General features: G+C 68.1%; 15 protein-coding genes and 2 pseudogenes. 8 read left to right on the plus strand and 9 right to left on the minus strand.

Going from position 1 to position 24,068, the window contains the following annotated elements; genetic code table 11:
* The first annotated feature begins 68 nt into the window (after nucleotides 1-68).
* A complete protein-coding gene (locus tag ABD269_RS17035) occupies nucleotides 69-1,499 on the plus strand; it encodes a CoA transferase (RefSeq protein ID WP_344118643.1) in 1,431 nt (476 codons plus the stop codon).
* A 102-nt stretch (nucleotides 1,500-1,601) separates the two neighbouring features.
* Here ABD269_RS17035 and ABD269_RS17040 read toward each other — a convergent pair whose 3' ends face one another.
* Entirely contained in the window at nucleotides 1,602-2,501 is a 900-nt protein-coding gene (locus tag ABD269_RS17040; protein ID WP_344118645.1) for an alpha/beta fold hydrolase, read from the minus strand.
* A 99-nt stretch (nucleotides 2,502-2,600) separates the two neighbouring features.
* On the opposite strand from ABD269_RS17040, the gene ABD269_RS17045 reads away from it, so the two are divergent.
* Nucleotides 2,601-3,497 carry a LysR family transcriptional regulator gene (locus ABD269_RS17045; protein ID WP_344118646.1) on the plus strand — a complete coding sequence of 299 codons (897 nt, stop codon included), beginning with the start codon at nucleotides 2,601-2,603 and terminating at the stop codon, nucleotides 3,495-3,497.
* Between the two features lie 68 nt (nucleotides 3,498-3,565).
* On the opposite strand, the gene ABD269_RS17050 is transcribed toward ABD269_RS17045, so the two are convergent.
* Nucleotides 3,566-5,323, minus strand: a complete 1,758-nt coding sequence (locus ABD269_RS17050) for a CocE/NonD family hydrolase (protein ID WP_344118647.1) — start codon at nucleotides 5,321-5,323, stop codon at nucleotides 3,566-3,568.
* A gap of 136 nt (nucleotides 5,324-5,459) precedes the next feature.
* Between ABD269_RS17050 and ABD269_RS17055 the strand changes: the two genes are divergently transcribed.
* The gene (locus ABD269_RS17055; RefSeq protein ID WP_344118648.1) at nucleotides 5,460-5,942 is read left to right on the plus strand and encodes an Rrf2 family transcriptional regulator; all 483 of its coding nucleotides are present in this window, start codon (nucleotides 5,460-5,462) and stop codon (nucleotides 5,940-5,942) included.
* A gap of 6 nt (nucleotides 5,943-5,948) precedes the next feature.
* On the opposite strand, the gene ABD269_RS17060 is transcribed toward ABD269_RS17055, so the two are convergent.
* The 5 genes and pseudogenes from ABD269_RS17060 to ABD269_RS17075 all read right to left on the minus strand — a co-directional run bounded on the left by ABD269_RS17060 (nucleotide 5,949) and on the right by ABD269_RS17075 (nucleotide 8,986).
* On the minus strand, nucleotides 5,949-6,374 hold the full coding sequence (locus ABD269_RS17060) for a nuclear transport factor 2 family protein (RefSeq protein ID WP_344118649.1): 426 nt from the start codon (nucleotides 6,372-6,374) through the stop codon (nucleotides 5,949-5,951).
* 54 nt (nucleotides 6,375-6,428) lie between these two features.
* Complete coding sequence (locus tag ABD269_RS17065; protein ID WP_344118650.1) at nucleotides 6,429-7,040, minus strand: NADPH-dependent F420 reductase; 612 nt, start codon at nucleotides 7,038-7,040, stop codon at nucleotides 6,429-6,431.
* A 138-nt stretch (nucleotides 7,041-7,178) separates the two neighbouring features.
* Complete coding sequence (locus ABD269_RS17070; RefSeq protein WP_344118651.1) at nucleotides 7,179-7,394, minus strand: hypothetical protein; 216 nt, start codon at nucleotides 7,392-7,394, stop codon at nucleotides 7,179-7,181.
* 469 nt (nucleotides 7,395-7,863) lie between these two features.
* Nucleotides 7,864-8,178, minus strand: a pseudogene (locus ABD269_RS35385) (alcohol dehydrogenase catalytic domain-containing protein); the annotation flags it as partial.
* 58 nt (nucleotides 8,179-8,236) lie between these two features.
* Nucleotides 8,237-8,986, minus strand: coding sequence for an SDR family NAD(P)-dependent oxidoreductase (locus ABD269_RS17075; protein WP_344118652.1), 750 nt, complete (start codon nucleotides 8,984-8,986; stop codon nucleotides 8,237-8,239).
* An 814-nt stretch (nucleotides 8,987-9,800) separates the two neighbouring features.
* Between ABD269_RS17075 and ABD269_RS17080 the strand changes: the two genes are divergently transcribed.
* On the plus strand, nucleotides 9,801-11,921 hold the full coding sequence (locus tag ABD269_RS17080; RefSeq protein WP_344118653.1) for an FG-GAP-like repeat-containing protein: 2,121 nt from the start codon (nucleotides 9,801-9,803) through the stop codon (nucleotides 11,919-11,921).
* A 78-nt stretch (nucleotides 11,922-11,999) separates the two neighbouring features.
* Nucleotides 12,000-13,844, plus strand: a complete 1,845-nt coding sequence (locus tag ABD269_RS17085) for a transglycosylase family protein (RefSeq protein WP_344118654.1) — start codon at nucleotides 12,000-12,002, stop codon at nucleotides 13,842-13,844.
* 278 nt (nucleotides 13,845-14,122) lie between these two features.
* On the opposite strand, the pseudogene ABD269_RS17090 reads toward ABD269_RS17085, so the two are convergent.
* A pseudogene (locus ABD269_RS17090) lies at nucleotides 14,123-14,395 on the minus strand (macro domain-containing protein); the annotation flags it as partial.
* A 784-nt stretch (nucleotides 14,396-15,179) separates the two neighbouring features.
* Between ABD269_RS17090 and ABD269_RS17095 the strand changes: the two are divergent.
* Entirely contained in the window at nucleotides 15,180-15,674 is a 495-nt protein-coding gene (locus ABD269_RS17095; protein WP_344118655.1) for a hypothetical protein, read from the plus strand.
* 761 nt (nucleotides 15,675-16,435) lie between these two features.
* Here the strand turns inward: ABD269_RS17095 and ABD269_RS17100 are convergent.
* On the minus strand, nucleotides 16,436-16,852 hold the full coding sequence (locus ABD269_RS17100) for a hypothetical protein (protein WP_344118656.1): 417 nt from the start codon (nucleotides 16,850-16,852) through the stop codon (nucleotides 16,436-16,438).
* Nucleotides 16,853-17,497: 645 nt separating this feature from the next.
* Between ABD269_RS17100 and ABD269_RS17105 the strand changes: the two genes are divergently transcribed.
* Together ABD269_RS17105 and ABD269_RS17110 are read left to right on the plus strand one after the other, a co-directional pair.
* Nucleotides 17,498-21,796: a DUF6603 domain-containing protein gene (locus ABD269_RS17105; RefSeq protein WP_344118658.1), complete on the plus strand. Its 4,299-nt coding sequence runs from the start codon at nucleotides 17,498-17,500 to the stop codon at nucleotides 21,794-21,796.
* A gap of 4 nt (nucleotides 21,797-21,800) precedes the next feature.
* The gene (locus ABD269_RS17110; RefSeq protein ID WP_344118659.1) at nucleotides 21,801-24,065 is read left to right on the plus strand and encodes a hypothetical protein; all 2,265 of its coding nucleotides are present in this window, start codon (nucleotides 21,801-21,803) and stop codon (nucleotides 24,063-24,065) included.
* Nucleotides 24,066-24,068: the final 3 nt, after the last annotated feature.

Raw genomic sequence — 24,068 nt, forward strand, 5'->3', positions numbered from 1 at the left:
GCAGTGAGCGCCCGAAGCGATCGGTCGGGTCAGGAGAGGCACCCGGCCTGCCCGAGAGAGGATGACAGGTGATCCAACGACGTCTCAGCAAGGGCGAATTGAAACCCCTGGCGCAGTTGCTGGCGCAGATGGGACTCGGCGAGGCCTTCCACGGTGACGCGGCCTTGCACGGGAGTGACCCCGTCATCCGCTCCCCGCACCGCCTCGGCGAGGCCTCCGCCACGGCTCAGCTCGCGATCGGCGCAGCCGCAGCCGCGATCTGGGAGCGGCGCACAGGCCGGACCGGCGACGTGGAGATCGACATCCAGCACGCCCTGCACTACCTCCACCCCACGCACTTCGTCCGCCAGTCTGGTCACGGCATCGACGTGGGCGCCGAACACGTCGCCACCAATGGACTGTTCGCGTGCGCCGACGGCCGCTACGTGATGCTGGAGGCCGGGCCTCCCTACGCCAAGCTGCTCGATGGCTACCTGAACTTCTTCGACTGCGGCAACAACCGCGAAGCTCTCGCCCGCGAGGTCGCGCGCTGGGACTCGGCGGACCTGGAGGAGGCCCTGGCGGCCGTGGGCCTGCCGTGCTGCCGGGCCTTCACTCGGGAACAGTGGCTGGAACAGCCGCAGGGTCGGCTCCTTGAGCGTACGCCCGTCGTGGAGATCGTGAAGATCGCGGACAGCGCCCCCGTGCCCTGGACGCCGGCCGCCGCCTTCCCGCTCGACGGGCTGCGCGTCCTGGACTTCACTCACGTCCTGGCCGGCTCGCGCAGCGCGCGGACTCTCGCCGAATTCGGTGCCGAGGTGCTCCACATCAGCGCCCCTCGGTATGCGGACACCTTGGCCCAGCACCTCGGCGTCGACGTCGGAAAGCACTGCGCATACCTCGACCTGCGCGAGCCCGTCCAACTCGGTGTCATGCGGGAACTGGCCGCCGGAGCCGACGTGTTCACCACCACCTGGCGACCGGACGTCAACGACCGGTTCGGCCTCACCCCCGCCGAGCTGGCGGCCGGCAGCTCGCGCGGCATCGTGTACATGAGCGCCAACGCCTACGGCCACGAGGGCCCCTGGGCCGACCGGCCGGGCTTCGATCAGAACGGACAGGTCGCCTCCGGCTTTGCCGCGCGCGAGGGGGCGCCGGGCCGGCCCCGGTTCTCCCCGGTCTTCTACCTGGCCGACCTCGTCACCGGCTACCTGGCCGCTGCAGGGATGATGGCCGCCCTGCTGCGTCGGTCCGTGGAGGGCGGTTCCTACCACGTGCGCCTCTCCCTCACGCGCAGTGCGATGTGGGTACAGGAGCTCGGCCTGATCGACGAACAACTCCTGGCAGGAGCGCCGGAGAAGGACACCCACCCGCCGCGGACAGTCACATTCGACACCGCCTACGGCGCCGTCACCAACCTCGCCCCACCACTGACATTCTCCGACATGTCACTGCCGCGCGTCGAACGACTCGTCCCCTACGGTGCCGACCCGGCGGCCTGGAAGCCCCACGTCGGCTGACCACCGCAACGGCGACCGGTTGAGGCCGCCGAGTACGTCCGTCCGGCCGGAAGATCTCGAACCCCGATGGAGTGGGCCGCCGGTCGTGGAACGCGTGGACGGTCAGCGGCGCTGCTCTGTCAGGAACGCCTGAAGCTGTTGTGCGGTCTGGACGGGAGCCTCCTCGGGGAGGTAGTGGTCGCACGGCAGGGCCTGGCCGTGCACATGGTCGGCGTAGTCACGCCAGACCTCCAGTACGTCGTAGTGCCTCCCGACGAAGCTGTGCTCGCCCCACAGCGCCAGGACCGGGGCGCTGACGCGGTGGCCGACCGAGGCGTCGGCGTCGTCGTGTTCCAGGTCGACAGTGGCTGCGGCCCGGTAGTCCTCGCAGGAGGCGTGAATGGCGTCGGGACGGGAGAAGCAGCGGATGTATTCGGCCTGCGCGGACGGGTGGAAGGGCGTGCCCCCGGAATGGCGGGCGCCCATTCGGGCCCGGATCCAGAACTCGGGATCCTGGCCGATGAGATGTTCCGGGATCCCGTTGCCGGCGGTGAGGAAGAACCAGTGGTAGTAGCCCTGGCCGAACGCGGCATCGGCGTTCCGGAAGGCGTACCGGGTGGGCACGATGTCGAGCACCGCGAGTGCGCGGACGGCCTTCGGGTGGTCGAGGGCCAGCCGGTGGGCGACCCGGCCTCCTCGGTCGTGCCCGGCAACGGCGAAGCGCTCGAACCCCAGTTGCCGCATCACGAGCAACTGATCGTGCGCCATGGAGCGCTTGGCGTATGGGGCATGTTCGGCGTCGGAGGGCCGTTTGTCGCTGTCGCCGTAGCCGCGCAGATCGGTGAGTACCACGGTGTGTGTGGCGGCCAGGAGAGGGGCGACGTGGTGCCAGATCAGGTGCGTCTGCGGGTAGCCGTGCAGCAGGAGGACCGGTGGGCCGTCCCCGGCGACGCGGACGTTGATGCCGACCCCGTCGGCATCAATCGTCCGGTGGTCGAATTCGGTTAGCAACTGATCGCTCATGCCCCGATCACAGCAGGAAGGATGGAGCCACGTCCAAGATGCAATTCAGGGCAGCCTTATAGGCTGCTCCTATACTCGGTGGCGAGTGGGAGGCAGAACATGGACGTACGGCAGCTGGAGTACTTCCTGGCTGTGGTCGACCACGGAGGAGTGAACCGGGCCGCCTCGGCGCTGTACCTCTCCCAGCCCTCCCTGTCCCAGGCCATCCGCGCTCTCGAACGCGACCTGGGCAGTGACCTGTTCCACCGCATCGGCCGGCGGATGGTCTTGACCGGGGCAGGCACTGCGCTGATCCAGCCTGCCAGGGAAGCCGTACGCAGTCTGCAACTGGCCCGCGCCACGGTGGAGTCGGTTCAGGGACTCCACCGCGGCCGGGTGGACATCGCCGCCATGCCCTCCCAGGCGATCGAACCCCTTACCACGATGATTCGAGACTTCGGTCGCTCGCACCCCGCGGTCTCGGTGCGTGTGCAGGCCGCGTTCACACCCCGTGACGTGACGGACATGGTGCGCACCGGGCAGTGCGAGCTGGGACTGCTCGCCTCACCCGGCGAAATCCCGGACGGGGACATCCGCGTCCATCCGGTGGGTGAGCAGCGGTTCGTGCTGTTGGCACCACAGGGAGGGCCGTTCCCCGCCGACGTGCCTGTTCGCCATGAGCAGTTGTCGGGACACCGGCTGATCGTGGGACAGAAGGGCACGGGCATGCGCAAGTACGTCGACGATCTACGAATGGCGGGAGTCGAGTTCACGGTTGCGGTCGAGACCGAGCACCGGGTGGCGATCGTGCCACTGGTCCTCGGTGGGGTCGGCTTGGCCGTGGTCACGGACTCCTGGAGATCCCTTGCGGAACAAGCAGGCGCACGTGTCCTCACTCTTGAACCGACCACCAGCCTGCAGGTGGCCCTGGTCAGCCGACGCACCGCGCTCACTCCGGCAGCCCAGGCCTTCATGGCGAGCGCTCTCGCCGAGGCAGACAACACGCATGCGCCGTAACACGCATCGGACATACCGCCGCCGCGAAAGCGGGGTCCAGTGCGGCTCGGGACTGTCCGAAGGGCAGGTCAACGCTCGATGAGTGGGAGGGTGAGCCGGCTGGGGTGGCTTGGACCGTGATGAATGTGGTTCAGAGCCGGGACCATGTCCTGCAGACGCTCCTCGGCGATGGTGCCGCCGGTGTTGCTGTTCCTGTCGTAGCGGGGAAAGTTGCTGCTGGACACCTCAAGACGGATGCGATGTCCGGGCAGGAAGACGTTCGAGGTGACGCACAGGTCGAGCGTCAGCTCGTAGATCTCGCCCGGCTGCATGAACTCCGGCTCTGCGAGTGACTTTCGGTAGCGCGCGCGTTGAATGCCTTCGCACAGATTGATCGCGCGTCCGTCGGGGTGGACGTCGACGAGCTTGCCGGTGAAATCGGTGTCGATGGCGGAGGAGGACACAAAGAGCGTGAGCGAAACGTGGCCAGTGGCCTCCACCTCGTGTTCCAGGACCGGGGTCGTGAAACAGAGAACGTCTTCGCGTTTCTCGACCTGGCTCTGATCGGCGGGGCCGGCATAGACCTCGGGACTCAGGGCCATGATGTTGCCGCCGGTGGTGGGCACCGGGCGCCGTGGGTCGTACAGGTACGTCTCCTGCGCGGACGTCTCAGGAGCCATCTGGGAGAGCACCCCGTCGCCGCCCGACGTGTTCGCCCGGCCGCCCCCGCCAAGGTAGAAGTCGGTGTACCGGGTATCGGGAAGCGGCCACTCCTGCTCACTGCGCCACTCGTCGCGGCCCATGACGAAGATGCGGACGGGTGTTTGATCGTCGAGAGCTGTCTCCGAGCCCTTCAGCCATCGGTCGAAGAACCGCAAGTGCGACTGGGTCACTTCCGCCATCTGCATCGATGCGCCGGCGCCGAAGCTGCGGTCGGGGAATGCTCCCAGGTCGGCGGCGGGCGAATGGGCCCATGGGCCGATGATCAGGAGCTGGCCCTCACGGGCCTCCTGACTGCCGCCGTGCTTGCGCATCTCGGTGTAGGCGTTGACCGTTTCGCCGATGAACAGGTCGTACCAGCCGCCGAGGATGAGCGCCGGGGTGGTGATCTCCTCAACCCTTTCGATCGCGGCCAGGTCCCGCCAGTACTGGTCCCTCGACGGGTGGCCGCAGACATCCGTGATGAACCAGGGGAGCTGCTTCCGGATGATCGGCTGGTCAACGAGCGGCGTGGCCTCCAGAGCGGCTGGGATCCGAGTCATGAGTTCGGCTGCGGCGGCCAAGTCCTCCGCAGTGCCCCTGCCCGCAGCGAGTTCCCGGTCGGCATGGGCGACAGACATCAGCGCGGCCCAGCTGAACCCGCACTCCAGGGACAGTGCGCCACCGGGGGAGTACCAGGGGGCTCGGTAGAAGTCCGCTGTGGACTGGGCGGGGGCGATTGCCTTGAGGCCCTCGACCCCTGTCGATGCGGTCTGCCATTGGTCGAAACCTACGTAGGACGCGCCGTAGCTCCCCACCGCACCGTTGCACCAGGGTTGGGCGGTGAGCCAGCGCACGGTGTCCGCGCCGTCCGAGGCGTCGTCCAGGTGAGGGGTGAAGATGCCCTCGGAGCGGTACGTGCCGCGGCAGTCCTGCACGGCGACCGCGTAGCCCGCTTCCAGCAGGGTGAAGATGTTCGGGAAGGCCGCTCCTCCGTACAGGCTGACGTTGTCCTTGCCGTAGGGGAGACGTACCAGCAGAGTCGGGAAGGCCCTACCTTCGTCCGCTTCGGGCCGCCATACGTTTGTCGCCAGGTGCGTCCCGTCTGCGACCGGAACCTGGACATCGACATCGACAGTGAACTTCACGGCTTTCACCAATCCGTAGACATGATGGGGCCGGGTTCATGCTCGGAATCCACGGCACCGCGCGGAACGGCCGGGTAACCGCCTTTGGCGCCAGCTCGTCAAAACTCGTATGGTTACATCGGGAGATGAGGTGACTGTGAGCGCGAACAGCAGAGTGGCCATTGCGGCCCACACGCTGGCCTGGATGGAACTCAACCGGCGGCTTGGCTCGGAGGTGGTCACCTCCGAGCAGATCGCCGAGAGCGTCAACACCAACCCGGTGGTCATCAGGAGGTCCCTCGGTGAGCTGCGAAAAGGCGGCCTGGTCGAGTCACGGCGGGGTACCGGTGCCGGCTGGTCGCTGACCCGCGACGCGGAGAGCATCACCTTGCTGGACGTGTACCAGGCCGTCCAAGCCGGCCCACTCCTCGGCTTGCACGCCAGTCCGCCCAACCAGGATTGCCCGGTCGGTTTCGGGATCCAACCTGCTCTGGAACGGGTCTACGACGGCTTGGAGGAGGTGCTGCGTGACCGGCTGGCGCGGACCACCGTGGGGGACCTCCTCGCCGACATCCTCGCCCAGCAGAGCCGTGCGGGAGCGCCCGGAATCGCGCACCTCACGCCGGCGACCGAGTCCTGAGCTGGGTCAGTCGGTCCCGTCCCCGTGGAACGCTTGGTCGACGATCAGGGTGTCCTCGTAAAGGTGCATACGGGCGATCTGGCCGTCCTCGATCACCAGGTGCAGGGCGGCCGGCGTGGTGAACTTCTTGCCGCTGGCCGCGATGGTGTGGCTGAAGGTCGCCAACAGCATTACGTCACCGCCCTCGACGATGGTCCGCTCTCGCACGACCTGCGACTTGCCGGGTACGTAGTGCGGCCACATCGTCGTGAAGTACGGGGCGACTTCCTCGCGCCGTGTGCGGCGGCCGGTCCAGGGCAGGCGGTCGCTGCCAGGAACATGCCAGTCGATTTCGGGTGCGAACAACTCCTGGATGCCGTCCTGGTCCTGTTTGCCGAGGCGCTCGACGAACTGTTCGGCGACAGCGCGCGAGATGGCAGTGTCGGTAGACATGAGTTCTGTCCTTTACGTGGTGATGTCGTGGTGTGAGAACGGGGCCGTTCGGAATCAGCCCTGGAACAGGAAATGCTTGCCGCTCAGAGGGCCTTGGAGTTGCATGAGTGCACCGCCCTCGCGCAGGGCACCGAGGTCGATCGGTGCGAAGCCGAGACCGCTGAGCGTCCGTTTGAAGGCCGACTTGGCCGGTTCGTCGTCACCCGCCAGGAAGACGGCCTGGGCGCCCTCGCTGTGTCGGGGATCGGCGGCCATGTAGCTGGCGAACATGGCGTTGAAGGCCTTGATGAGTGTGACACCGGGCAGCTGTTCGGCGACCCACTCGCTGCCGGTCAGCGGCGAGACGTCGGCGAAGCCGCGGTAGGGGTTGTATTCGGCGAATTGGTTGGTCATGTCGACCACTACGCGGCCGGTCCAGTCGTCGAGACGGCGTCCGACGTCGGGCACCGCCTTGAAGGGGACGGCCAGCAGCACGAGATCGGCTGTTACCGCCTCATCGAACTCCACGGCCGATGCGCCGGGGCCGATGGCGGCGGCAGTGTCGCGCAGAGTGTCGGGGCCGCGGCTGTTGCTGAGCAGTACCGTGTGTCCCGCCCGCACCGCGTGTGCGGCCACGGCTTGGACGGGCGCTCCCGCGCCGATCGTGCCGATGCTCTTGAACTGCATGGGAAGCATCTCCTTTTACGCTCGTACTTCCACTGGGTTCGCATCCTCTTCGGGCCCGCCCAGTCCCTCGGCCCCGTCGTCGCCGTCATCTGACCTTGTCGGGCGCTGCCGGGACATGTTCCGGGACGGGCTGAGACTTCAGTTCAGCTTGAGCAACGCGGTGCCGGAGCCGTTCGTCCGTGCGGCATCGATGGCCTCGCGCAGTTCTTCGAGCGGGTAGGTGGCGTGCACGGCGAGGAGTTCGGGATGCCGCGCGGCGAGTTCCAGGGCTGCTTCCCGGTCGGCGGCCCGGATGTCGGCGGGGCGGGTCGTCCAGCGGGAGATGCTCACCGCGCGCACCTTCAGTTCGCGCATGAGCAGGTCCGACGTGGACAGCGTCCACGGTTGTCCTGCCAGATCCCCCCCACACGACCAACGTGCCGGCGTCGGAGAGGAACGGCAGGATCTCCTGCACGAACGGTCCGCCGTGAGCGTCGGTGATCACCGGCACAGGCCTCCCGTCGATCAGTCCCGTCAGTTCACGCTGCCACCCGTCGTCCCCGGTGACCACGACTGCGACGTCGGGGAAGTGGGTGCGGACCGTTGCCGCCGCCCGGCCGCTCCGCACGGCGGCGATGACCTCCCGGCCGCGGTCGACGGCTTGCCTGATGATGAGCTTGCCCACCGCTGACGCCGCCGCCGACACCACCAGGGGAGCGTCGTCCGGAGCTGCCGTGGCGGTCCGCAGCTCGTCGACTGCTCGCAGCACATCACGTGAAGTCACGGAGTTGACGAGCGCGATGCTCGCCACTTCGTCGCTCACCGTCTCCGGGACGATCGCGGCAGCCTCGGCCGGCACGGTGACGCGCTCGGACCATGCTCCCGGCGCGGGGAAGACCGCCACCCGGTCCCCGACACGCGGCGTCCGCACCGACTCACCCACTGCGGACACGACGCCCGCCGCCTCGGTGCCCAGCGCACGCACCGGGACTCCGCCCGGCAGACCTGCGGGAGTGCCGACCAGGTCTCCCCGGTGCACGGGGGAGACGCTGACGGTCACCTGCACTTCTCCGACTCCTGGCGCGGGCGCCCCGGGAACATCTTCGACGCGCGCTACGACGGCCGCGTCGCCCGCCTCGCTGTACACCACACTTCGCATGACCCTCACCTCTTAATGTAACTGTAGTGATTACGACGCCGCTCGCCGACCGTGCCGCTCAGACCTGGTTCATGCCACCGTCGACGTACAGCTCCGCGCCGGTCGTGAAGCTGCTCTGGTCCGAGGCGAGGAACAGCACGGAACTCGCGATTTCGTCCGGTCGGCCCATGCGGCCCAGCGGCACCTGAGCGGCCAGGTTCTCCTTGAGCTGTCCGGCCTGCTCCGTGTCGGGAGCGAGACCGGAGACTCCGGGGGTGTCGATCGGGCCCGGCGTGATGACGTTCACTCGGATGCGGCGGCCCCTGAGCTCGTTGGCCCAGGTCCGGGCGAAGGACCGTACGGCCGCCTTGGTCGCGGAATACACCCCGAACGCCTCTTCGCCGGTCGAGGCCGCGGTGGAGCCGGTGAGGATGACGGAGGCGCCCTCGTTGAGGAGCGGCAGAGCCTTCTGCACGGTGAAGAACAGACCGCGGACGTTGATGCCGAAGGTCGTGTCGAAGTGCTCCGGAGTGGCCTCCTGCAGAGTGGCGAACTCGCCGCCGCCCGCGTTGGCGAACAGCACATCGATGCCTCGGCCGCTCCTGCTGAGGGTCTCGTAGAGCCGGTCCAGATCGGCGAGTTGGGAGATGTCTCCCTGGATTCCGACGGCACCCGAGCCGATGTCCTGGACGGCGGTGTCCAGTTCGGGCTTGCGGCGCCCGGTGACATACACCTGTGCGCCCTCGGCGGCGAAGCGCTTGGCAGTGGCGAGCCCGATCCCGGTGGTTCCTCCGGTGACGACCGCCACCTTGCCGGTGAGCTGTCCCATGACTTCCTCCACTGATTCGGTGACCAACCGGCCTGCGGGATGCGACCGGTCCTCTCGATGTAACAATGATAGTTACATTGGGTGGATGTCAAGGTCTTGCCCGGGCCGGTGGCTCGACCGGAGTGCGTCGGGAGCCTGCTCCGCACAGCGCGGCCGGTTCGCCGGCCTCCCGCTCACTCGGCGTTCCCGCGAGGACGGCCATGCCGCCGACCGGACGGCGTACAGCGGCCCCGACCGTGAACTCCCGCTCGGCCTGGACCTCCTGCAACCGCTTGGCCAACTCCTCGGCGAGCTCGTCCAGTTCGCTCCGGCGAGTGATGACCGGAACAAGCCCGACCCTGGGGGAGCACCCCTCCGGGGTCCTTCTCTTTCTCGGGCCGGCCGGGTGCTGTCGGCCCGCATGGAAGCGGAACAGGCGGAGGTGGCCGTCCGGCGAGTTGCCATAGAAGTGACATACCTCACTCCTCGACGGGGCCTTCGCCTCATTTTCGACACTTAAGTTGATCTAGACCCGAGGGCAGGGTTTAACCTTTACAACACCGCATTGCCGACTTTTCGCAGGAGCTCTATGCCCCACCCACCGCCAGCGACTTGGTGCCACTGAGCTAAACAGCAGGCTTCCCGCGCACAAGCTGCGCCGACCCGCCGCGTTGCCTTCACCGGCCAAGGCTGGAACGTTTCTTCGTTCCGCCTTCCTCCCACCCGGCCCTCGCACGCCGCGCCTTCGCATGCCCATGCCCTCCTTCTTCGGCCTGCCGACCCACACATCACCCCCGTACGCCACGCGTACGTCCGACGTGTCTGGAGACACCTCTTGCTTCGCAACAAAGCCGCCACGCGCGGCGCTTCCCTCGTTCTCGTCACCGCCATCGCCTCCGTCGCCCTGGTCACCGGCAGCGCCTTTGCCGACTCGGTGCAGTCCGACTGGAGGGCCGTCACCTCGACCGGAACCCTGGGCAAGGGCGCGGCCGCCGGCGGGCAAGTGACCCGTCAGCAGGTGCTCGAACGGGCCAGAGACTGGTCGGCCAACCGGGTCCCGTACAGTTCGAACGGGCTGAACTCGCCCTACAGCTGGTACTACGACGACGCGACCGGCGGGCGCTACCGTCAGGACTGCTCGGGCTATGTCTCCATGGCCTGGCAGCTCGGGGACAGCCACAACACGTGGTCCCTGAACGACGTGTCGACCGAGATCAAGCGGTCGGAGCTGCAGCCGGGCGACATCCTCAACAACACCGACAGCCACGTCGTCATCTTCGCCGGGTGGATCGACCGGTCGGCCCAGACGTTCTACTACTACTCCGAGAGCGGCCGGCACGTGCCGACGCAGCGGTACGTGGGCAACTTCAACGAGTCGATGCTGTCGGGGCACCCCACCAGCGGCTACCGGGCGTACAAGTACGAGAAGATAGTCGACGGCCCGGTCACCGCCGAGCCGGGCGCCGAGGACACCGGTGCCACCCCGGCCGTCGCCAAGGTCACCGGTCCGTCGGACAGCGCCATCCTGGACGGCCAGGTCGCCCTCACCGCCTCGGCGGAGGAGAAGGTCGGCACCCCGTCCGCCATGGAGTACTACATCGACGACAAGCTGGTGGAGACCGTCGCCAGCCCCGGCACCGAGTTCTCGATGTCGCTCGACACCACCGAGCTGTCCGACGGCGCGCACACCCTCAAGGTGCGGGCCAAGAACGCCGGCGGCCAGGCCGGCCCGATGTCGGCGGGCTCCGGCTTCTTCGTCGCCAACAAGGCCATCCCCACCAGCGCCACGGGTGACTTCGACGGCGACGGCAAGGCCGACATCGCCGTCCTCTACAACCTCGGGCAGTCGAAGACCGGCAAGAACCTCATCAGGATCTACAAGTTCACCAACAACGGGCACGGCTTCGACGAGCCCGTCAATGCCTGGGACAACGACGACTCTGTCAACACCAGCTGGAACGCCGACAACATCAAGCTGACCATCGGCGACTTCAACGGCGACGGCAAGAGCGACCTCGCCGCCCTGTACAACTCGGGGCAGTCCCCGACCGGCAAGAACCTCACCACGCTGTACGAGTTCATCAGCGACGGCAAGGGCTTCAAGGCCCCGGCCAAGGTCTGGGACAACGACGACGCCACCACCGGAAGCTGGAACTGGCGGGCCAGCAAGCCGGTCGCCGGGGACTTCAACGGCGACGGCAAGGCCGACATCGGCATCCTCTACAACCAGGGCCAGGACAAGGAAAAGAAGAACAACCTCACCGCCTTCCACATCCTCTACTCCTACGACGGCGGCATCCGCGGCCCGAAGCGTGTCTGGGACAACGACGACCGCACCACGGGCAGCTGGAACTGGGAGCGCAGCAAGCCGGTCGCCGGGGACTTCAACGGCGACGGCAAGGCCGACCTGGGCATCCTCTACAACGAGGGCCAGGACGACACCGGCAACTACCGCACCGCCTTCCACATCGCCTACGGCCGCGCGGACGGCATCAACGCCCCCAAGCGCGTCTGGGACAACAACGACCGCACCACCGGCAGCTGGAACTGGGAGCGCAGCAAGCCGATCGCGGCGGACTTCAACGGCGACGGCAAGGCCGACCTCGGCATCCTCTACGACAAGGGCCAGGACAAGACCGGCAACAACCAGGCCGCCTTCCACATCGGCTACGGCACGGCGGACGGCATCTCGGCCCCGAAGGTCTTCTGGGACAACAACGACCGCTCGACCGGCAGCTGGAACGCCGACCGCAGCAAGCTGGTCGCCGGGGACTTCAACGGTGACGGCAAGGCCGACCTCGGCGTCTTCTACAACAACGGCGAGCAGCCGAACGGCGACGGCAAGGTGACCCTCTTCAACTTCTTCGGCAACGCCTCCGGCATCTCGGGCCCGAACAAGGTCTGGGACAGCGAGAAATTCGGCAGCTGGAACTGGTACCGCAGCGACCTCGGCTGACGCACACCCCGTAGACGCACCGCCGCGAGTGATCCCTCGCGGCGGTGCCCCGTTCTCCCACCCCACAGGACTTCCTCCATGCGCAGTAGATCTCGCGGTGCCGTGCGTCTCGCCATCGCCGCCGCCTTTGTCTCCTCCCTCGCCCCCGCCGCTCTCCTCACCTCCGCCCCCTCCGCCTCCGCCGCCTCCCTGGCGATGTGGGAGCGGATGGCCCATTGCGAGGCCACGGACGACTGGACGGCTGTGAACCCGGCCGGCCCGTTCTACGGCGGCCTCCAGTTCACCAAGTCCACCTGGGACGCCTACGGCGGCACGGAGTTCGCCGCCTATCCCCACAAGGCGACCAAGGAACAGCAGATCACCGTGGCGGAGCGGCTCCTGCGCGCCGAGGGTCCGCGTCCGTGGCCCGATTGCGGCAGGCGGGTGGGCCTGGTCAACGACGGCGTCGACCCGTATCCGCGCGCCACCCCGCCCGTCACCCGCGTCACGGGCCCGGAGGACAGTGGCGTGCTCAGCGGTACGGTCACGCTGACCGCGTCCGTCACGGAGGAGCAGGGGAAGCCGACCGGGGCTACCTTCTTCGTGGACGGCGACGCCGTCGGTACGGCTTCCGGGTCCGGGCCCGCGTACAGCGTGAGCGTGGACACCACGACCCTGGCGGAGGGGCCGCACACCGTGACCGCCCGCGCGGTCAACGACGCAGGCCAGACCGGGCCGACGTCCTCGGGCGTCTCCTTCTTCGTCGCCAACCGGGGCACGGCCGGGCAGGCCACCGGCGACTTCAACGGCGACGGCAAGGCCGACATCGCGATCCTCTACGGCTACGACCGGGAGGGCAAGGACAACCACACCGCGCTGTGGACGCTGCTGAGCACGGACCGGGGCTCGTTCGCCACGCCGGTGAAGGTGTGGGACAACCTCGAGGCGGGGTCGGGCTCCTGGGACTGGGCCAACTCCAAGGTCGTCGCCGGCGACTTCAACGGCGACGGCAGGGCGGACATCGGCGTCCTCTACAACGAGGACCAGGACGACACCAAGAACAACCGCACCGCCCTGTGGACCTTCACCAGCAACGGGTCCGGCTTCGACAAGCCGGTGAAGCAGTGGCGGAGCAGCCAGTCCTGGGACTGGAAGCGGTCCAAGCCGGTCGCGGGTGACTTCAACGGTGACGGCAAGGCCGACGTCGGCATCCTCTACAACGAGGGCAGGGACAACACCGGCACCTTCCGCACCGCCTTCCACATCGCCTATGCCACGGCCAACGGGGTCCAGGAGCCGAAGCGGGCGTGGGACAACGACGACCGCACCACCGGTAGCTGGAACTGGGAGCGCAGCAAGCCGGTCGCGGGTGACTTCAACGGTGACGGCAAGGCGGACCTGGGCATTCTCTACGACGAGGGCCAGGACGGCACCGGCAACTTCCGCACCGCCTTCCACATCGGCTACGGCCGCGCGGACGGCATCAACGCCCCCAAGCGCGCCTGGGACAACGACGACCGCACCACGGGCAGCTGGAACTGGGAGCGCAGCAAGCCGGTCGCGGGTGACTTCAACGGCGACGGCAAGGCGGACCTGGGCATTCTCTACGACGAGGGGAAGGACAAGTCCGGCGACTTCCACACGGCCTTCCACATCGCCTACGGCCGGGCCGACGGCATCAACGCCCCCAAGCGCGCCTGGGACAACAACGACACCACGACCGGCAGTTGGAACGCCGACCGCAGCAAGCTGGTGGCCGGGGACTTCAACGGTGACGGCAAGGCCGACCTGGGCATCCTCTACAACAGGGGTCAGGACGAGGGGAAGAACAAGGTCGCCCTGCACACCTTTGCCGGTCGTGACGACGCGGTCTCCCGGCCGGTGAAGGTCTGGGACAACGACAATTCGATCAGCTGGAACTGGTACTCCAGCGACCTCGGCTGAGCCGGGCAACGGCCGCCGCCCCGCCGGACGACGTCACCCGGTTCAGCCCCCACCCGCAATGGCCGTCGTGGTAGCGGCGCCACTTCGTGCCCAGCGCCTCGTAGATCGCATCGCAGCCTTCGGTGCACGCCGGCGGCAGCCGGTGGTCCGGCACGTGCGGCTGCCGGCGGGCGCGGATGGCGGTGAGACCGGCGAGGGTGCGGCGGCTGCCGGTGACAAACTGGTGGGGCCAGGCCGAAGCCTGGCACGGTATCGGTCGTCATGGACCCTGCTCGGTATCAGTGCCCCTGCGCGGTGAAGGCCGCGTAGGCGGGCTCGTCGAAGAGGACGAAGCGGACCTCTGTCACGGCCGTGTCCGCGGTGCGGACCGCTTCGACGGCGATGCATGCCGCGTCCTCCATCGGCCATCCGTAGATGCCGGTGGAGATCGCCGGGAAGGCGACCGTCCGGGCGCCCAGTTCGTCGGCGATTCGCAGCGACTCTCGGTAGCAGGAGGCGTGGAGCTCCGAGCGGTCCTCGGTAGCGGACCACACCGGGCCCACGGTGTGAAGCGTTTACCCACTCCTGAGTCCCCGTTCATGGCCCTGCGCCCTGGGCCCCCCGAAATGCGGCGGGCGCCGTAGTGCACGCGTTTCCGATGACCTATCACGTGGAGTGCGTAGCGATCTAAAGGCGGCGGTTCCGTTGGAGGGGCAATTCGGCGGCCAGGACCCTCTCGAGAGCGGCAGACTGGTGACGACGAGCAGGTTCTTCGTCTGTTGGTGGTATACGGCCTCACCCACTTCTGACCTGCGGCAACGGGTGGAATCGACCGATGCGAAGCGGAACTGGTCCGCACCTGGTCGGGATCTTGGTACGTGGTGCCAGTGGGGGAGCTTCCCGCGGTACTACATGGCACAGGTAGGCGGAAGCGTCTTCTGGTGTCCACGTGATCCGGGCCGGGGCCGTTTGCGCAGCTGGGGGCCTTGTGGTCCAAGCGCGTCGACGGTGTTGGTGACACGAACGTGACACGTGATGGCAGTTGAGCGCCCGCCCGGCAGGTGTCAGCGGGGGCAACACGCGATGGTTGGCAGCTGCCTCAGTCCGGAACGGTCTCTTGGAACCGTGCAAGGGCGTCACAGCTACTGAAGGGCGGAGACGCTTTGAGGCGGGGCCAGCGGTAGATAGTGCGGATGTGGCGTCGAATTTCGGTCAAGTTGCGGTGAATGTCGGCGGACGTAGTCGGACGTCCACGGACTGACGTGTACGCAGTGAGAACTGCTGAGACTGAATGGGACTGGCTAGGTTCAACCCGCGATGGGTTACCTGCTCTGCTCGGCGGGCCACACTGCATCCATGACGAGCTTTCGGCAGCGGAAAGCAATAGGTGACGCGCATGAGCGGTACGTCGCCGAGCAACTCACTGGGCGAGGGTGGGAAGTCGACGTCTGGGGACAAGGGCAGCTGAGCCGGGCGCTTCAATGCGCGCTCAGGAAGACCAACAGTTCCATTCGGTGGTTCCCGGATCTCATTGCGGCGAAGGCCAGGGACCTCGTACTGATCGACTGCAAGGGTGGGATGACGAGCAGGCAAACGGGGCGGCATGCTGTCGAACGGGCTGCGGTGATTGCGCATTTGCAGCTCGTTGCGTGGACGCAGCTCCCGGTCTACTACGTCTTCGATGGCCTTGACGTGCGGTCGCCGTACGATGTGCTCGTCGCGGGACGGAAAGGGCGGCACAGCACTGAGGGATCAGGCGCCCCATACTTTCTGATCTCCACCCAGGGAGCCCGTCACTTCGACGACCTGTTCGGCACGCCGGACGTCGCTCAGTTGGATGTCGCCTCGTAGCTTTGATGGCGGCGCACCGAGCCGTGGTACCCCTATGACTTTGGTCAAGGTGGAGACTTTGTCGTGTAATGCGGGTTGGCCAGGCGGCTAGTTGGGTGTATTGGGATCTCGCGCGTGCGCCGCTCGCCGGCCTCGTACCTCCCGACCAGGCATCGAGCTGCCCGCGGGTGATGACCACAGACACCCTGTGCCCTGCATGAACCATCGGCATGCGTCTCCCGGGCGATGGAGGTAGCTCTCCCCGCATTCCTAGGTGCGTTTCACCCGCCATGGCTCCACGTGATGGCACCTTTCCTGCTGGGTGTAACCGCCGGGGACGTCCGCGCCGACGGCGATCCAGAAAGGTTCGGACTCGCGGAAGTGCCCGCCGCCCGTGTGCCACTCCAGCCCGGGGTATTGGTGGCGTAGAGACCGAAGCGCGGCTGAGGCGAGTCCGAGCCGCTTGTAGCCAGGATAGGAGACGGGTGATTCCACCCAGCCGATCGCGCAGGGCCGACACACCACGTATTCGACCTCGAATGCGACTTCATCCCCCACGTAAGCGGCTCGGATGCGCCAGCCTGTCCGTTCGTACGCCCCGGCAGGCCGGTCCAGCCAGGTCCTCGGTGGGACGGTGGTTGGGTCGAAGTGATAGATCTCGGGATATGCCCATCGGCGGAGTCGGTCGCGCCATGTCGGTTTCTCGGGCCACGCGTGGATCCAATGGACGTGGTGGGCGAGTTCTGCCACGGCGCGGATCGCGTCTTCTGGTCTTGCTTCGGTCATAGTTGATCCAGGCCGAGTCGGCCGAGGCGGGAGCGTATTGCTGTGGGCTGTCGTCCAAATTCGGTGGCCAGCACGTCGTAGTCGCGCTGCCCCGCTCGGTACAGCGAGAGGAGTCTCTTTTCGTCGGCTGAGCTCCAGGGTTTGCCGAAGTTCGGGTAGCGGGCGCGGAGTTGGTCTGGGTCCTCGCGTCGGCTGGCGCTGGGGGCGTGGACGACCTCGATGGATTTGATGGTATCCATGGGGAAGCGCACGCGCTCCGTGTTGCCGAGCCACAGGATCAGGTGGTCGCTATCGAACGTGATCCGGTCGGCCGGGATGGTCGTTGCACGGCGTCGGCAGTCATCGTCGTCCGGGTCGGGTATGAATTCGGTGAAGCTGATGCGGAACGAAACGCGGCGGATAGGTTCCCCCATGGCTTCAGCCTGCCGCAATGGTCCCTTCGGGAACAGACTGGCGCTTCGCGCTGCGATCGGAATCAGCCAGGGCGGATTACTGGCCGAGCACCTGACGACGGCCCTGGCGAGAGGTCACCGAGCCGTGTACGCGACGGGCACGCCGTGATTGCCCGGATACTGCTGCGAGCCCAGCGCGACTTGGGACGTCTCGAACTCCACACTCCACCACCACCCGCCAGGTAATGATCCGCACCACACCCGCCCGCCCCGGTCATAGGGGCGGCCGTGACACGTGATGGTCTGTGAGGCGATGCCCCTCGCCGGAAGGCTCCGCGTGTGGGCGTAAAAATCGTTCACGCGTCGCCGGCAGCCTGTGCGGTCAGGCTGTGGAGGGACTGGATCGGTAGGGAACGCGCCGGTCATGCGCGGAGAATTGCAGCCGCCATGGACGAACCTCCCTCGGCTGTCGACCCGGTGAACGCGCGTGAGACCTCGCGCTGCAGGCCGTCATCGATGTTTTTGCGCCAGGATGGCAGATTGACACCCTTTGCCCCATCGGATGGCTGGCGCTAGGTTTCGGGATCGGACGATCACCTTTCGATCACACTCCATCACTCCGTGGTGATCCCCCGCTATCTGCCATGACAGGGGATTGATGTAGTCATGCCGTTTTCCGTCAGTGATCTTCGCAAGGCCCTGGAGATCGCCCAGGGCGAGGGCTCGTTCCAGGTCGGGCCGGTCGACCTCGGCATCCCGGACGTCCTCGATCTCTTCGGGCGCTTCCTTCCGGACGGTGTGATCGACCTCGTCAGCGACGTCGCCGTGGACGTGGAGCGGTTGTCCGTGGCCGGCACGATCCGGCTGGCCTCGCAGGTGACCTCCGCAGCCACCGTGTTCTTCCTGCCGGACGAGGCGTGGGCGTACGTCGTCGGAGTGCGGGTGGACGTCCGGCTGCCCGAGGGTGAGGGGCTGCCGGACGAGGTGAAGGAGATCCCGGCTGCTCTGGAGCGCGTCGGGCTGGGTGCACTGCATGTGGTGTTCGGGGCTGAGCCGAAGGCCGGCGGTGGGGTGCAGGGTCGGCTCGGGTTCGGGGTGGACCTGCATTTCCCGGACGCCGAGGCCGATCCGAAGCCCTATGTGTGGGGATACGTGCCGCTGGGCTCGGGCCAGCAGTGGTTCGTCACCGGCACGTTCCCGAATGTGCCGCTGGAGAGCCTGGACGACCTGCTGGACTTCGCGAACCTGCGGCCCGGTGACTTCCAGTTGCCGCCGGATGTGCCCAGCGCCGTCGCGCTCGCCTTGACCGGGCTGGCGATCAAGTTCGTGCCGCGGCAGGCCGCGCAGGGCTCACGTCGACAAGCCGTGGACTACGACTGGCTGGAAGCGGGCATGACGGTCTCGCTCGGCACCGTGTGGGACGCGATCCCCGGCGTGCTGAAGATCGAGGACCTGGCCGCGCGGTTCCAGGTCGAGAACCCGCTGGGCGCGTCCCCGGCGCTGGTGGCCGGTGCCGGCGGGCGGGTGCGGCTGGGTGCCGACGTGTTCGTGGACGTGCACGTCGCCTACCCGGACAAGACTCTGAGCGGGACGCTCACCGAGCCTTTCCCGCTGGCCTCGCTGACCGGCTCGCTGCCGCCGGGGATGGGCGTCCCCGCTGACGCGATGGTCAGTGCGCTGACAGTTGAAGGTGACCTGAACCCGCCGCCGGCCCGAGGTTACAGCTTTTCCGCCACGCTGCAGAATGCCTGGCGCGTCGGCGGCGACCGGATCGAGCTGACCGGTGTGACGCTGACCGTCTCGAGCTTCGGCGACGAGGCGGCGGGCGAGGTGAGCGCGCAGTGGCGGATCGGCGATACGGGAACACTGGACGTCACCGGAACCTGGACGAGCGGCAGTTGGTCGTTCCGGGCTCAGGGCTCCGGCATCCGGCCCGCGGACGTGTTCGCCGCGCTGGGGGTCACGCCACCGTCGTTCGTCGCGGACCTGGCCGTCGAAGAGCTGCTCGTCGAGTTCGACGACCGGGCGAACGTCGCCGTGATGCTGCACAGCAGCGTCGTCCTGGGTGAGAACAGTGCGGCACTGGAACTGCGGATCGCCGCAAGCGGTGGTGAGACGGCCGTCTCCGGCACGCTGGAGCTGACGCTGCCGACCCGGACGATGAGGTTCACCGTGCAGGCGGCGCGGGGCGGGGCCGGGAAGTGGCTGGCGGCGCAGTGGGACGCCGGCAATGAGCCGGTCGAGGGCCTGGACCTGCTGTCGGCACTGGGGCTCAGCGGCCCGGCCGGTACTCCGGCCGCGCTGCTGCCCCGGCTGGACTCCCTGGCGCTGTGGTACGAGCCGGGTGCCCAGCGAGTGGCACTTGCGGCAGCGGCCGGATACGCATCGTGGGTGTTCGTGTCGGTGGACCGTGCGTTCGGCGTGGCGGCCCGGCTGGGACTCCGCGCCGCGGCCACGCAGCTGCCGATGGTCGGGGACCTGATCCCGGCGGACCACGACGTGGCGATGGAAGGCGTCGGATTCGCACTCACCTCATCGGGCTGGGACGAGGCAGCCGCCGTAGCGGCTAACGAACTGCTGGCGGAAGTAGGGGAGTTCGGCGCGGCAGCATACGGCCGGGTCGGCGCGACGGTGCTCCCGAACGGCTTGGAAGCCCGGGTTCCAGCGGCTGCGGACGACGTCATCGCCGCTGTCATGCCCGCCTTCCCTGAGCAAGCCCCCATCGCAGGACTCTGCTTGACCCTTGCCTATACCGTCGGCGGGGACGAGCAGCCGCCCCTCGTCCTGGAGATCTGGAACCGCCGGGGCGGCGGCAACCTCCCCGCCCGGCGGACCCAGTCGTCCGACGCCGGCCGCGACCTTGATCTCGCCATCGGCCCGCTGCGGCTGAAGCGGATCGCCGTCGGCTATACCGATCAGCGTGTTTTCCTCGCCTTCGACGCGACCCTCCAGGTCGGCCCGGTCGAGTTCGCCTTGCTGGGCCTGGGCATCGCCGTCGATGCCGACTTCGCCGCGCCCGGGGCCTGGCCGGTGCTGTCCGGAGCGGCTCTGCGCATGGACAAGCCGCCGCTCAGCATCGCCGGCGCGTTCGAGAACCGGCCCGACCCTGATTTCGCCGTGCTGCTCGGTGGTTCGGTCGCGGTCGAGGCGAAGTTCTTCGCCATGGCCGCGCTGGGCACCTACGCTCGCAGCCGCGACGGCTGGTCCTCGGTCTTCCTGTTCGGCGAGGCCGGCGGCGTCGGCGACGTGGCCCTGTTCGGACCGCCGGCGTTCACCGTCACCGGGCTGTCCGGCGGCTTCGGTGTCAACAGCGACGTGCGGCTGCCGGCGGTCGACGAGGTCGGCGAGTTCCCGCTCGTCCGGCGTCTGACCGGCTCCGGATCGCCGTCGCCGCAGGAGATCCTGGAGCTGTTGATGGGCCCGGACGCGTGGGTGCGGCCGGTGTCCGGCAGCTACTGGGGCGCGGTCGGCGTCCAGTTCACCTCGTTCCAGTTCATCCAGTCCCGTGCCCTGGCCGTGGTCGCGTTCGGCAACGAGCTGGCTGTGATGCTGCTGGGCCGCACCACGGTGACGTTCCCGAAGAACGCCCAGCCCGACCGCAAGGTCCAGGCCCGGCTCAACATCGACCTCCGGCTCGGCTACGAGGACCGCAAGGGCCTGCTGTCGATGGACGTCGCCGTCGCCGACGGCTCGTTCATTTTCCACGAGTCCGCGCGTTTGACGGGCGGCATCGCCGTCTACGTTTGGACCGGTGGTCCGAGCCGGGGCGATTTCGCCATCACCGCCGGCGGGTACCACCCTTCCTACAACGTCCCCGCGCACTATCCGCGGCCGGCCCGCATGGGCTTCGTCTGGTCGCCGGACGACAGCATCCGGGTCAGTTCTCAGATGTACACCGCGCTCACCCCGAATGCGATCATGGCCGGCGGCCGCCTGGAAGCCCGCTACGAGAAGGGCCTGCTGTCCGCCTGGTTCACCGCGTATGTCGACGCCCTGATCCAGTGGAACCCCTTCTACCTGGAAGTGAACGTCGGCGTCCGCATCGGCGTCGCCTTCACGATCAAGGTCTGGTTCGTGAAGGTCCGGGTCTCCATCGAGGTCGGCGTGGGCATTGACCTGTGGACGCCGCCGCTGGGCGGCCGGGTCAGCGTCCAGGTCTGGTTCGTCGGCTTCAGCTTCGGATTCGGAGCCTCCCGGCCCTCACTGCCGCCCCAGGACTGGCGGGAGTTCCGCCAACAACTGCCCGACCCGCTGGCCATCACACCGCTCGCCGGGCTGCTACCCGACATCGACCCCGCCGAACTCGCGGCCCGCACCACCGCGCACGCGCCGACCGCCATCACCGCCGCCGGGTTCGTCGTGGAGACCACCTCGGCGCTGCCCGCGTCGCAGACCTGCGTCAACAACGTCCCGTTCGGTGAAGACGGCAAGACCGTCGACATCCGCCCCATGGGGAAGCGGGACCTGACCTCCGAGCACCGGGTCACGATCAAACGCAACGACAGCGTGTTCCCCTGGCAGCAGTACGGCTGGACGATCACCCAGATCAGGCGTGACGTGCCGAGTGCGCTGTGGGGCGCGCCGGGCGAGCCGGGCTTGGATGAGGGCCTGATCCCCGGCCACCTCGTCGGCCTGCGCATTGAGGTCCCCGATCCCTCGGCCGGGGACGAAGTCGGGCCGATCAGCACCGAGGCGCTCGGCGTGGAGGCACTGCCGGAAGGCCGGATGCCGCTGCGCGACGCGGCCCCCACCGGGCCGGTCCCCGCAGCCGACCCGGCCAGCCCGCGTCTGATCGCCGACACCCTGGCTGTGAGCGGCGTGACGGCCAGGCGAACGGCCGTCCACGACGCGCTGGGGCGCTGGGGTTACGCGCAGGCCGACAGTGCGCTCGACAAGTACGCGGCCCGCGCGCAGACCACCCTGACCGACGCACCGCTGGTGCTCCCGACGACGATGGCGAGCTGACACCGTGGCCACCCGACCCTTCAGCGCCGGCACCCGCGCCTCGCAAGAGCTGCTGGACGTCACCTTCATCGACCACATGCGCCCGGCCGCGACCGCCGGGAAGTACACGATCGAGTTCGAACACACCCTCACAGAGGGCGAGAATCCGGTCGACAGCAGCGATCCGCTGCCCCATGCCACCGAAGAGTTCGAGATCCGCGCGCCGCAGTTCATGCTCGATGGTGCAACCGTGCAGGCGGTCTATCCGGCGCGCGGTGCGGACGGTGACTTCGGGCTCGTGCTGCCGCACATCACCCTCACCCGCGAGTACCTGCCGTGGGAACGGGAGCCGAAGTGGTCACGGACGCAGCGACGCGCGCCGTGGCTGGCGTTGATGCTGTTCAGGGCCGGGGAACTGCCCGACGACCCCGAGGGCTTGGCCCTGACGACGGAGCGGACGGTGCGGGAACTGCTCGCCGCCGACGACGAGACGGTGCTCGGTCCGGCGCTGACCGGTCTCGACGAGCCCGCGCTGGCGGGCAACTGCCGCACCATCGACGTCCCGGCGCCGGTGTTCACGGCCGTTCTGCCGCGAGAACAAGAGCTCTACTACCTGGCGCACGTCCGCGACGTCGACGAGCCGAAGCTGCTGGCGGACGGCGAGATCCTGATCAAGGGAACATTCAGTGTGGTCACCGCCAACCGGTTCCCGCGCGGCGAGGGCGACTACGCGGTGCATCTGGTGTCGTTGGAGGGCTTCGACCAGCATCTGGGCGGGACCCTGCCGTCAGAGGTCGAACACGTCCGGCTGGTGTCACTGTGGTCGTGGTCGTTCCGCAACGATCCGGCCGCGGCGTTCGACGCGGCCGGGATCCTGGCGAACCTGGTGGCGCCGGGCAACACCGATGCGGAGAACCTGGCGTTGCAGATGCCGCGTCCGGCGAACGCCCCCGGCTCCCCGAGCGCGGAGGAAGCGTACGCGCTGGAACGGCTGCGCCTGGGATACGTGCCGGTGCCGCACCGGCCGATCACCGGCGAGCACACCTACGCTTGGTATCGCGGGCCCTTCACACCGCTGACCGCGCAGGAAATCCCGGCGTTGGACACCTCCAGCGCACACACCACCGCCGACTTCGCTCTCGTCTACGACCACACCTACGGCGTCTTCGACGTCTCCTATGCCGCCGCCTGGACACTCGGCCGGACCGTTGCGCTGGCCGACCCGTCCTACGGGAAGGAGCTGACGCGGGCGCGGCGGGAGCTGGCCAACACGGCGGTGCGGATGATGGCCGTGGCGAACGACCCGGTGCGCTCCGTGGCCGGCGTCTCGTCGGCCGACGGGACCCGGTTCGGTCTCAGCGCCCTGGCCCGCCTGGCTGCGAACCGCGGCGGCCGGACACTGGCCGACGCGCTCGGCGCGCCACAGCTTCCACAGGAGGCGGTGCCCGAGCCCGTCCCGCTCGCCCGGCTGAGCCGGAACGACGCCCGCGCCTCGCTCGACGACGACTCCCGGGCCGCGACACTGCTGTCGGTCGCGAGCCACCGGGCCGGGGCACTGGCCGACCGGCTCACCGAACTCAGGACCCTGCGATCAGTGCCGTTCTCCCATCTGGTCCCGGACTTTCGGATGCTGCCCGAGGAGTCGCTGCGCCTGTTCCGCGTCGACCCGGTGTGGATCGACGCGCTGCTGGCTGGGGCTCGCGACGTGGCCGTGCACACCTCCCTCGACCAGCGCTGTGACCGGTCTCTGCGAGCCGCGACGCGGTCCGGGGACCGCTCCGGCTACCCGGTGGCCGGGCTGCTGATGCGCTCGGACCTGGTGCCCGCGTGGCCGGACATGATCGTCGTCGCCAAGAAGGGGACGCGGGAGCTGACGGAGATCCGGCGCGAGCCGGTGGCCTCGGACATCCTGCTGTGCTTGTACGACGACGTCCCCGACCACGTGCTCATCCGCGAACCGAGCGAGGGCATCCACTTCGGCATCGACACCGACCCCGCCGGACGCGAGGTGATCGGACTCCGACAGCTCAGGGCCGGCCAAGGCCCGCCGCTGGGGGCCACGTTGCCCGGAGCGTTCTTCCCCGCCGACTCGGGCACGGTGTTCTCCGAGTACCTCCGCCCGCCGCAGGAAGGCGGCGTCGCCGACGTCCTGCGCCTCGAAGGAGACGACGGCTTGATCAAGCCGCTCGCGCAGGCGCACTCGCTGCCCGACCTGCATCCGGCACAGCTTGCCGTGCAACTCGTCAACGCGCCGCTGGAGCAGCGGCTGGTGCCCGGCCAGGGCTCGTGAAGG

This window comes from Streptomyces blastmyceticus, assembly GCF_039521185.1.
In the GTDB taxonomy this organism is placed as follows: Bacteria; Actinomycetota; Actinomycetes; order Streptomycetales; family Streptomycetaceae; genus Streptomyces; species Streptomyces blastmyceticus.